Here is a 10075-nt window from a genome sequence, read left to right as displayed (position 1 = left end):
CGCCTACACCGCGGAAACGATGGGCCAGAAGCTCAGCGAGCAGGTTTCAAGCGCGGAGGCGCAACTCATTTCGCGCGCCAACGTGATCGCGGAGACCTTCACCGCCGTCGGCCAGCATATCGGCCAGAGCACCAACGACGCCGCCAAGACAATCGGCGCCAACACCCGCGAGCTCAACACGATGCTCGCGGCGCGCTCGGCCGAGATGTCGAGGATCCTCGACGAGACGGCCAAGCCGCTGGTCGAGCGCTTCGCCCAGGGTGGCTCGGAGCTGCAGCGGAGCATGGAAGAGGTTACCGAGCGGGCGACCGAGAAGCTGCGCAGCGAAAACGCAGCGCTCGTCAACGCGCTCGCCAGCCGCACGGCCGAGACCCTCTCGGCCGTCGAGGGCGCGCGCTCGACGCTCGCCGACAGCGTCGCCGAGCTCATCGGCCGCCTGAGCACCTCCAGCGCCCAGCTCGGGCAGCTGATCGATCAGGCGGCGGTCAATCTCGGCCATGTCGAGGAGCGGCTCACCGGAAGCACGCAGAGCTTCGCGACGACCACGGAGAAGGCCGCGCAGACGTTCGCCAGCTCGGCGCGCCTGGTCGATTCCAATACGACCCGGCTCACCGACCTGTCGTCGGCCACGCTGCGCGAGGTCGCATCGATCGCTACCAAGTTCGACGAGCATAGCCGGTTGCTCTCCAGCGCCTCGGACCTGCTCAGTTCCGCGCAGAGCAATCTCGAGCACACGCTGGAACGGCAGTCGTCGCTGGACGACCTCGCGGTCGGCCTGGTCAAGAAGTCGGAGGACCTCGAAAAGGTCATGCGTTCGTTCGAGAACCTGGTCGGCCAGACGATGCAGAACGCCGAGGGACGGACTATGGAATCGGCGGAAAAGATCCGCACCGCCATCGCCGAGGTGGTCGAATCGGCGACCAAGCGTTTCGCCGACGCGACCGAGGAGATGCGGCGCACCGCCGGTTCGATCAAGAGCGAGCTCGACCTGACGCGTGCCGAGCTCAAGAAGGGCGTCATCGAGATGCCGGAAGAGGCCAAGGAATCGACCTCGGCCATACGCCGGGCCGTTTCCGAGCAGATCAACGCGCTCAAGGAGCTCTCCGACATCGTCGCGAAGTCCGGCCGCAGCGGCAGCGACTCCTCGGAGCCGCGCAGCCTGCGCCCCGCTCCTCAGGCGCCGGCCCGTCCGGCCGAGCCGCCGCGCCGGCCGCCGGCTCAGCAGCAGCAGCAGCCCGAGCGCCGGGCTCCGCAGGCGCCGCTGGGTGAAACGACCTTGCGCGGCACGCTCGACCTCGAGCGTCCGGCCGAAGCGGCCCCGCGCCGCGAGCCCAATGGCCGCACGCCGCAAGGCGGCTGGGTGCGCGATCTCCTGACCGGGGCGTCTCGTGAAGAGGAGCTGAGGCCGGCGGCGCCGGCGGAAGCGCCGCGTCCGGCTCCGGCCCAGCGTTCGCCGCTGCATGTCGTGGAATCGCTTAACTCGCTGTCGGTCGACATCGCGCGCGCCATCGACCACGACGCCTCGATCGAGCTGTGGAACCGCTACCGGCGCGGCGAGCGTGACGTGTTCACGCGGCGCCTCTACACGCTGAAGGGCCAGCAAACCTTCGACGAGATCCGCCGCAAGTACCAAGCCGAGGCGGAGTTCCGCGCCGCCGTCGACCGCTACTGCGACGATTTCGAGAAGCTGCTCAAGGACGTGTCGCGCAACGACCGCGACAACATCATGGCGCAGACCTACCTGACCTCGGACACCGGCAAGGTCTACACCATGCTGGCCCATGCCAGCGGCCGCCTGCACTGAGCGGCTTCGTCAGGAAAAGAAAAAAGCGGGCCATGGCCCGCTTTTTTTGTGCTTGATGATATCGAAGCAATGCCCCGCCGGGCGTGTGCAGTGCCCCGACCGAATCGTCAGATCAGCGAATCCGTCCAGCGCACAATGTCCTTGGCGGCCTGGCCGAAGGCGCTGTCCAGCGCGCTGACGTAAGCGGCGTTGCCGCCGCCCGAGACCGGCGCGCTCGCCGTAAAGCTCTTGGCGGCGCGCACCTCGCCATTGCGGTCGTTGAGGAGGCGCACGAACAGCTCGACCTCGGCATGCTCGCCGCCATTGACGCGCACTTCGAAGGTCCGGACCTCGACGATGATCCGATAGTCGATCGCCAGCCCCTCGCCCGGCTTGCCGACGCCGGCAAAGCTGCCGGATCGCTGGAAGGTTTCCGCGAGCCTGGCCTGCACGATCAGCGGCAAGCGGTCGGCCCACTGCGCCCCCTTCAGGTACTGGATCGACAGATCGGATGGCCTGATGACGATGTTCTGGCTGTCCAGCGCCTTGAGCGCCGACGGCTCAGTGATCAGGATCTGCCGGCGGCTGTGGCCACGTACGTCGATCGACGGCGCCGACAGCTCGAACGTGTCGAGCGGCGCCGGCTTGGCGCCGAGCGCCGCGCAGCCGGCCAGCGAGAGCGCAAGCAGCGCCGCAGCCGATGTCATCCCAACCGACCTTGCCCAAACCGACGTCACGCGCGAGCCCCGTTGTCCCCAGATCGTAAGATCAACCCGCAATTGCGGTCTTTTCTGTTCTTGAGGCGGGCGAAGATCGAAGTCAACGCCGCACCCTGCCGTCATATTGCCGGACCTCGCCCTCGCCGCCCGACAGGATGCGCTGCGGATTGCGGCTGAGGTCGGTCACCGCTTCCTCGATGCGGTTGATCGAGCGGCGGCTGTCCTGGACCAGCGCCTCGACATTCTGCAGGCCTTGGCCCGAGAAGCGGGCCAGGTTGTCGGTGATGGTGCCGAGCCGCGCATTCAGCGTGTCGGCGACCTGCTTGAACGACTTCAGCGTGTCGCGGGCGTCCGCCATGACGCCGTTCGCCTCACCCGAGCCGAGCAGCTTGTCGACCTTGGCCAGGATGCCGTCGACGCGCTCCGAAGCGTCATTGAGCCGGTGCGCCAGCTGCCTGGCGTCCTTGATGGTGTCGTCGATGTCGTCGGCGCGGTTGGCGAATTTGTTCGTGACCTTGGCGATGTCGGCGGCGGCCTGATTGGCTTTGTCGCTGGCCTTCTGGATGTTGGCCAGCGCCGTGCGCACCTCGGCCGGATCGATGCCATCGAGCACGCCGTTGACCTTGTCCAGCGTGCCTTGCGTCTTCTGGGCGAAGTCGTTGATCGAGCCGACCGCCGTGTTGACGTTGTTGATGACGGTATCGAACTGCTTGGAGGTTTCCTTCAGATTGCCGGTCACCGTGTCGACGTTGGCGACGATGCTCTTGATCTGGTCCTTGTCGACGGCGTTGAGCAGGCCCTCGGCGGCCTTCAACGTGCCGTCGAGCTTGCCCGAAACTCCTTTCAACTCATCCGAGAGCGAACTCACGCTGGACAGGAACTTGTCGATGCCGTCGGAATTCCTGGCGAGCGCATCGGAGAAGGTCTGGACGTTCTTGACCGTATCGGTCAGTGGCCCGCGCACGTCGTGGGTGAAGCCTTCGAGATCCGAAAGCACCTTGTCGGCACGGGTGAAGATGTTCTGCGCGGTCTGCAGGAGATTGGTGACGGCGGAGGGATTGGCGACGATCTCGGCGACCCTGCCTTCCTTCTCGGCCTGGTCAAGAAGTTTCACCTCCTTGGGATCGGCGCCCTTGAGCTCGATATTGGCCTGGCCGGTGAGACCGGCCAGCCCGATATCGGCCTGCGTCGACTTGGTGATCGGCGTCATCCGGTCGATCTCGGTGTCGGCGATCGCGACAGTCGGATTGTCGACGTCGATGTAGACGCGCCTGACATCACCCACCTTGACGCCGTTGAAGAGCACGAAACTGCCGCGGCCGAGGCCGGACGCCGAGCCTGGGATGCGCACACGAAGCAGCGTCGTCTCGCCCTTGTCGCCGATCGCCGCCGTCCAATAAACGAAGGCGAAGGCCGCCAGGATCGCGGCCAGCGTGAAGATGCCGACAATGACGTAGTTGGCTCTTGTTTCCATTGCCCCACTTATGGCTATGCGCGCGCCGCAAGATCAAGTTGCCGTGCACGTTTTCCGCGAAAATAGGATTTCACCCACGGCTCCTCGCTTTTCAGCATGTCGTCGATCGTGCCTTCGACCAGTACCTTCTTCTTGCCGAGCACCGCCACGCGGTCGCAAGCGGTGAACAGCGTGTCGAGATCATGCGTGACCATGTAGACGGTGAGATCCATCGTATCGCGCAGCTTGACCACCAGCTCGTCGAATTCGGCGGCGCTGATCGGATCGAGGCCGGATGTCGGCTCGTCGAGGAAGACGATGTCCGGATCGAGCGCCAGCGCGCGCGCCAGTGCCGCCCGCTTGATCATGCCGCCGGACAATTCGGACGGGAATTTCTGCGCCGCGTCAGGCGGCAGCCCGACAAGCTCGATCTTCAGCAGCGCCAGTTCGTCCATCAGCTTCTTCGGCAGGTCGAGGTATTCGCGCATCGGCACCTGCACGTTCTCCTGCACTGTCAGCGCCGAGAACAGCGCGCCGTGCTGGAACAGCACACCAAGGCGCATATCGATGCGCAGGCGCTCAATGTCGCTCGCCTTCTCGACATCGACGCCGAACAGCTTGATCGTGCCCGACTGCTTGTGCAGCAGGCCGAGGATGGTGCGCAACAGCACCGATTTGCCGGCGCCCGAGGCGCCAACGAAGCCAAGGATCTCGCCGCGGGTGATGTCGAGCGACAGTTTGTCGAGGATCACCTTGTCATCCAGGGCGACGGTGACGTCGCGAACGGACAGCACGATCTCGCTTTCGGTGGTTTCCTTGGCCTCGGTGCCGTTTCGCGTCGCCATGTCAGAACTCTATCGCGGCGTAGAACATGGCAAAAAGACCGTCGAGGATGATGACGACGAAGATCGATTTCACCACGGAGGCGGTTACGTGCTGGCCAAGCGATTCGGCGCTGCCGCCGACTTTCATGCCTTCGACGGAAGCAATGGTGCCGATGATCATGGCCATGAACGGCGCCTTGATCAGGCCTGCGAAGATGGTGCTGAGATCGATGGCGACGCGCAGCCGGTCGATGAAGGCGGCCGGGGGAATGTCGGAATAGAGCCAGGCGGCGACGATGCCGCCGCCGAGGGCGGCAAAATTGGCGATGATCGTGAGACACGGCAGCGCGATGACCAGCGCGACCAGGCGCGGAAACACCAGCACGCCGATCGGGTTCAGGCCGATGACCTTGAGCGCGTCGACCTCCTCGCGCATCTTCATGGAGCCGATCTCGGCGGTGATGGCGCTGCCGGAGCGGCCGGCGATCATGATCGCAGTCATCAGCACGCCGAGTTCGCGCAGGATCAGCACGCCGACGAGGTCGACGACGAAGATGTCGGCGCCGAAATAGCTGAGCTGATAGGCGCCCTGCTGGGCAACGATGGCGCCGACGATGGCCGACATCAGCACCACCACCGGGATGGCGCCGACGCCCATGCGGTCGATCTGGTTGAAGATGGCGGCCGGGTTGACGGCATGGCCGCGGCCAAGCTTCATCTGCGCGCCGCGGATGGTGGCGCCCAGGATGTTCATCGAGGCCAGGAAATCGTCGCGCATCTCATAGACGCGCCGGCCGACCGCCTCCAGCCCGCGGATAATGATGTTGGGCGGACCGGCAGGACCCGATTCGGGCTCGCGCCTGACAGCGTCGCCAACGGCGCCGAGCAGGATCTCGGCGATCTCGCTCTGCCCCTGGATCTGAACTTCGACGCCCTTCTTCTCGAATGCGCTGACCAGGCGGTCGATCAGCCAGGCACCGGCGGTGTCCATCTTCTCTATTTGTGAAAGATCGAGCGCTAAGCTTTTGACACCACTGCGCTTTTCTATTTTTCGCATCTCGGCGTCGACCAGCGCTACGGTGCGCGTCGTCCAGCTTCCCGAGAAAGCGCAGCCGAGAACGCCACCCTCCTCGCCAACGGCAATGCGCGGCTGGCCGTTTGGCTCCTTGGCGGCCGTGCCGCTTGCGTCGCGTTTGCGGATGGTCAACATGGCGTCCTGTTTAGCCTGCCGGAACCGGCCTGTCATTTGCCGGCGCCGCGTTGTCGCACAGCCTGAGAAGAAAAATATGGCGCGTGTCATTTCGGTCGAATCCGAGCGTTTCCCCATTGCCGGCTCCTTCACCATCTCGCGCGGCTCGAAGACAGAAGCCGAGGTCATCACCTTAACCATCAGCGAAGGCCGCCATGCCGGGCGCGGCGAATGCGTCCCTTACAAGCGCTATGGCGAAACCATGGAGGGCGTCCGCGCCGCAATCGAGGAGATGCGCGGCCGGATTGCCGACGGCATCGACCGGGCAGCCCTGCTCACCGCCATGCCGGCGGGCGCGGCGCGAAACGCCGTAGACTGTGCTCTTTGGGATCTGGAAGCGAAGTTGAGCGGCACGCCGGTCGCGGATGCGATATGCGCTGCCCAGGCGGGGGGGCTCGAGACGGCCTACACGCTCTCGCTGGGCGAGCCGGAGGCGATGGCAGCGCAGGCTCGCGCCAATGCGGACCGGCCACTGCTCAAAGTCAAGATCGGCGGCGACAATGACCAGGCCCGCATCCGTGCGGTTACCGAAGCGGCGCCTGCCAGCCGCATCATCCTCGACGCCAATGAGGGTTGGACGGACGACAACATCGTCGACAACCTCGCCTTCGCCGCCGAACACGGCATCGCCCTCATCGAGCAACCTCTGCCGGCCGGCCGCGACACGATCCTGCGCCAAATTGCGCATCCGGTGCCGATCTGCGCCGACGAAAGCGTGCACGAGGCGAAGGACCTGGAAGCCCTTGTTGGACTTTATGATGCCGTCAACATCAAGCTCGACAAATCCGGTGGGCTCACCGAGGCGGTGGTGCTGCGCGAGCGCGCCCGCGCGCTCGGCTTCCACATTATGGTCGGTTGCATGGTGGGCACGTCGCTGGCGATGGCACCGGCCGTGCTTCTGGCGCAGGGCGCCGATTTCGTCGATCTCGACGGTCCGCTGCTGCTCGCGAGGGACCGGGAGCCACGCCTCGTCTACGAGGGATCGTTTGTACTACCCCCCGACAGCACGCTGTGGGGTTGAGCGCGCCGCGAGCGCAATCAGCGCCAGGCCGATGAGCGCAATGGGGATCATGGCCAGAAAGCCGTCGACACCGAAGCGGTCGTAGAGCGGGCCCGACGCCAACGTCACCACGGCCATGAAGAAGCCGTTGAAGAAATAGGCGATGCCTTGCGCAGCACCCGTGCGTTCCTCCGAGACGGTCTCGCCGATCATCTTCTGCAAGCCGATCAGCACCATCGCCACAGACACCGCGTGCAGCGTCTGGACGCCGAAGAAGCCGGCGACGCCAAGGCCGAGCGGCCAGATCAGCGGAAAGGCGATCCAGCGCACGATTGAGCCGATGCCAGCGATCAGCATCACCCTGACGACGGGAACGGACCCGAGGATGCGCGTAAACATCACAAACATGCACACCTCGGCGACCACGCCCCAGGCCCACAGCAGGCCAACGACGGTGTCGCTGATGCCGATCGACTTCCAGTAGATCGAGACGAAGCCGTAGAGAAAGGCATGGCTGGCGGTGATGATGCCGACGCCGAGGGTGAAATAGAGGAAATAGGCATTGAGAAGCTTCGGCGCCGAATGCTGGATGTCGGTCGCCGACAGCGGCGAGGCGCGGCGCGGACGGCCGAGCCTCGGCGCCAGCAATCCTGCGGCGAGTGCCGCGCCCAGGGCAACGAAGATGATCGCCGGCACCGCCTCGGCGCCGGTGCGCGCCAGGATGAAGCCGCCGACGACATTGGCGCAAAGATAGGAGATCGAGCCCCATTTGCGCATGCTAGTGTAGTTGGAGCCGAAACGGCGCACGCCCGATAGCGCCAGCGAATCGGCGATCGGCGAATGCGGCGTCCAGACGATGGTCAGCGCCAGCGAGACGGCAAGCACGACGGCGTAGCTGGGCGGCAGGAAGTAGCCGGCGGAAAGCACCATCGAAACCGCGACCAGCGCGATATAGACATGGGCGCGGTCCCTCGCCCGATCGGCAAGCGCAGTCAGCAGCGGCGTCGTCACCACACGCAGGAACATGGGCGCGGCGAGGATCACCGCGATCTGCCCGGCATGGAAACCCTTGGCCTGCAGCCAGAGCGGGAAGTAGGGCAGATGCGTACCGAGCGACACGAAGAGCGTGGCGAAGATCAGGCTCATGCGCAGCTCGAAATGGCGTGGCTTGACGAGTTGTTCAGGCGAGAGCGGCGGCAGGGACATGAATCGATCCAATCACGCCACGGTCGACCGCTCGCGACGTATGTCGATCCCTTAACATGGAGAAAAACCGTGCGAAACCGGCTGGACTAATCGATTAGCGCGAGCTTGCGGCCGCAGGGGCTTGGCGTCACGCCGCCTGCACGGCCCTGCCCTTGATGTTGACGGGAACCAGCACATCCTTGCCGGCCGGAGCCTCGGGCAGGACATGCGCCCAGGTCAGGATTTCCATGCGCCCGTCGAAATGCTCGACAACCGCCGTGCAGCTTTCCACCCAATCGCCGGTGTTGATGTACTGCACGTCGCCATAGCTCTCGATCGCGGCGTGGTGGATGTGGCCGCAGATGACGCCGTCGACATGCGAGCGCCGCGCTTCCTCGCTCAGCACCGTCTGGAACGAGCCAATGAAGTTCACCGCTTTCTTGACCTTGACCTTGGCCCAGGACGAGAACGACCAGTAAGGCAAGCCGAGCAGATGACGCAGCTTTGTAACGACCCTATTGACCATCATCGCCGCGTCATAGGCGTAATCGCCGAGATAGGCGAGCCAGCGCTGATTGTGCACCACCGTGTCGAACTGGTCGCCATGGATGACCAGCAGGCGGCGGCCGTCGGCGGTCTCGTGGATGGCACGGTCGGCGACGACGATGCCGCCGAAATGCACGCCCTGGAACTGGCGGGCGAACTCGTCGTGGTTGCCGGCAATGTAGGTGATGCTGGCGCCCTTGCGCGCCTTGCGCAGCAGTTTCTGCACGACATCGTTGTGACTCTGCGGCCAGTGCCAGCTTCGCCTGAGTCGCCAGCCGTCGACGATGTCGCCGACCAGATAGATGATATCGGCGTCGTGGTGCCTGAGGAAATCGATCAGGAAGTCGGCCTTGGCCGCCTTCGACCCCAGGTGGATGTCGGAGATGAACATCGAGCGGAAAGTGCGGGGCTCTGGGCCGGACATAGCTTGTCACCGTTGCTTTCGCAGAGCCTGTGCCACGATTCATGCAACAACCGTATGACGGTTGCGATTGGTCCAGCCGAAGGGCTAGCTTGCCGCGCTCGACAAAAGGAGAAGACCGTCATGGATCTCGGCATTCGCGGAAAGAAGGCCATTGTCTGCGCGTCCAGCAAGGGGCTAGGGCGCGGTTGCGCCATTGCGCTGGCCGAGGCGGGCGTCGACCTCGTCGTCAACGGCCGCAATGCGGAGCTCTTGGCAAGGACCGCCGCCGAGATCCGTGAAAAATTCGGGGTCAAGGTGATCGAGATCGCCGGCGACGTGTCGAAGCCAGAGGTGCAGAAGGCGCTGCTTGCGGCCTGTCCCGATCCGGACATCCTGGTCAACAACAATGGCGGCCCGCCGCTGCGCGATTTCCGCACGCTCGACCGTGACAAGATCCTCGAAGGCGTCACCCAGAACATGGTGACGCCGATCGAGCTGATCCAGGCGGTGATCGACGGCATGGCCAAGCGCGGCTTCGGCCGCATCGTCAACATCACCTCGCTGTCGGTTTATGTGCCCATCCCCGGGCTAGACCTCTCGTCGGGCGCGCGCGCCGGCCTGACCTCGTTCCTTGCCGGCGTAGCGCGCACGGTGGTCGACCGCAACGTCACCATCAACAGCCTGCTGCCGGGCAAGCTCGACACCGACCGGCTGCGCGGCCCGCATGAAGCCGGCACGGCCGAGGAGCCGGCGGCAGCGGCGGCGCGAAAAGCCCGCATCAGCGCCGACGTGCCGGCCAAGCGTCTCGGCACGCCCGAGGAATTCGGCCAGATCTGCGCCTTCCTGTGCTCGGTCCATGCCGGCTATCTCACAGGGCAGAACATTCCCGTCGATGGCGGCCTCTACGTCAGCG

8 protein-coding genes and 1 pseudogene are annotated in these 10075 nt (G+C 64.9%); 3 read left to right on the top strand and 6 right to left on the bottom strand.

The window, feature by feature from the left end; all coding sequences use genetic code 11:
* Window positions 1–1804 (top strand): annotated as a pseudogene (locus EN745_RS21775) (kinesin); the annotation flags it as partial.
* A 107-nt stretch (window positions 1805–1911) separates the two neighbouring features.
* Here EN745_RS21775 and EN745_RS21770 read toward each other — a convergent pair.
* The 4 genes from EN745_RS21770 to EN745_RS21755 form a co-directional block, all read right to left on the bottom strand.
* Window positions 1912–2490: an ABC-type transport auxiliary lipoprotein family protein gene (locus EN745_RS21770; protein ID WP_245455472.1), complete on the bottom strand. Its 579-nt coding sequence runs from the start codon at window positions 2488–2490 to the stop codon at window positions 1912–1914.
* Window positions 2491–2602: 112 nt separating this feature from the next.
* Window positions 2603–3976, bottom strand: a complete 1374-nt coding sequence (locus EN745_RS21765) for an MlaD family protein (RefSeq protein WP_126054789.1) — start codon at window positions 3974–3976, stop codon at window positions 2603–2605.
* Between the two features lie 14 nt (window positions 3977–3990).
* The gene (locus EN745_RS21760) at window positions 3991–4800 is read right to left on the bottom strand and encodes an ABC transporter ATP-binding protein (RefSeq protein ID WP_126054790.1); all 810 of its coding nucleotides are present in this window, start codon (window positions 4798–4800) and stop codon (window positions 3991–3993) included.
* Window position 4801: 1 nt separating this feature from the next.
* Window positions 4802–5989, bottom strand: coding sequence for an ABC transporter permease (locus EN745_RS21755; protein ID WP_126054791.1), 1188 nt, complete (start codon window positions 5987–5989; stop codon window positions 4802–4804).
* Between the two features lie 76 nt (window positions 5990–6065).
* Here EN745_RS21755 and dgcA point away from each other — a divergent pair, with 76 nt between their 5' ends.
* Window positions 6066–7049, top strand: a complete 984-nt coding sequence (gene dgcA / locus EN745_RS21750; protein WP_127422225.1) for an N-acetyl-D-Glu racemase DgcA — start codon at window positions 6066–6068, stop codon at window positions 7047–7049.
* On the opposite strand, the gene EN745_RS21745 is transcribed toward dgcA, so the two are convergent.
* Complete coding sequence (locus tag EN745_RS21745) at window positions 7020–8234, bottom strand: MFS transporter (RefSeq protein WP_127400409.1); 1215 nt, start codon at window positions 8232–8234, stop codon at window positions 7020–7022. The genes dgcA and EN745_RS21745 overlap by 30 nt on opposite strands.
* Before the next feature lie 127 nt (window positions 8235–8361).
* Window positions 8362–9183: a UDP-2,3-diacylglucosamine diphosphatase gene (locus tag EN745_RS21740; RefSeq protein ID WP_126054793.1), complete on the bottom strand. Its 822-nt coding sequence runs from the start codon at window positions 9181–9183 to the stop codon at window positions 8362–8364.
* Window positions 9184–9303: 120 nt separating this feature from the next.
* On the opposite strand from EN745_RS21740, the gene EN745_RS21735 reads away from it, so the two are divergent.
* The coding region (locus tag EN745_RS21735; protein WP_145992090.1) for an SDR family oxidoreductase at window positions 9304–10075 on the top strand (772 nt) is incomplete at its 3' end.

This window comes from Mesorhizobium sp. M4A.F.Ca.ET.022.05.2.1, assembly GCF_003998845.1.
Taxonomy (GTDB): Bacteria; Pseudomonadota; Alphaproteobacteria; order Rhizobiales; family Rhizobiaceae; genus Mesorhizobium.
The sequence above is the reverse complement of the archived record's forward strand: the minus strand, read 5'-3'. Positions and strand labels throughout refer to the sequence as shown.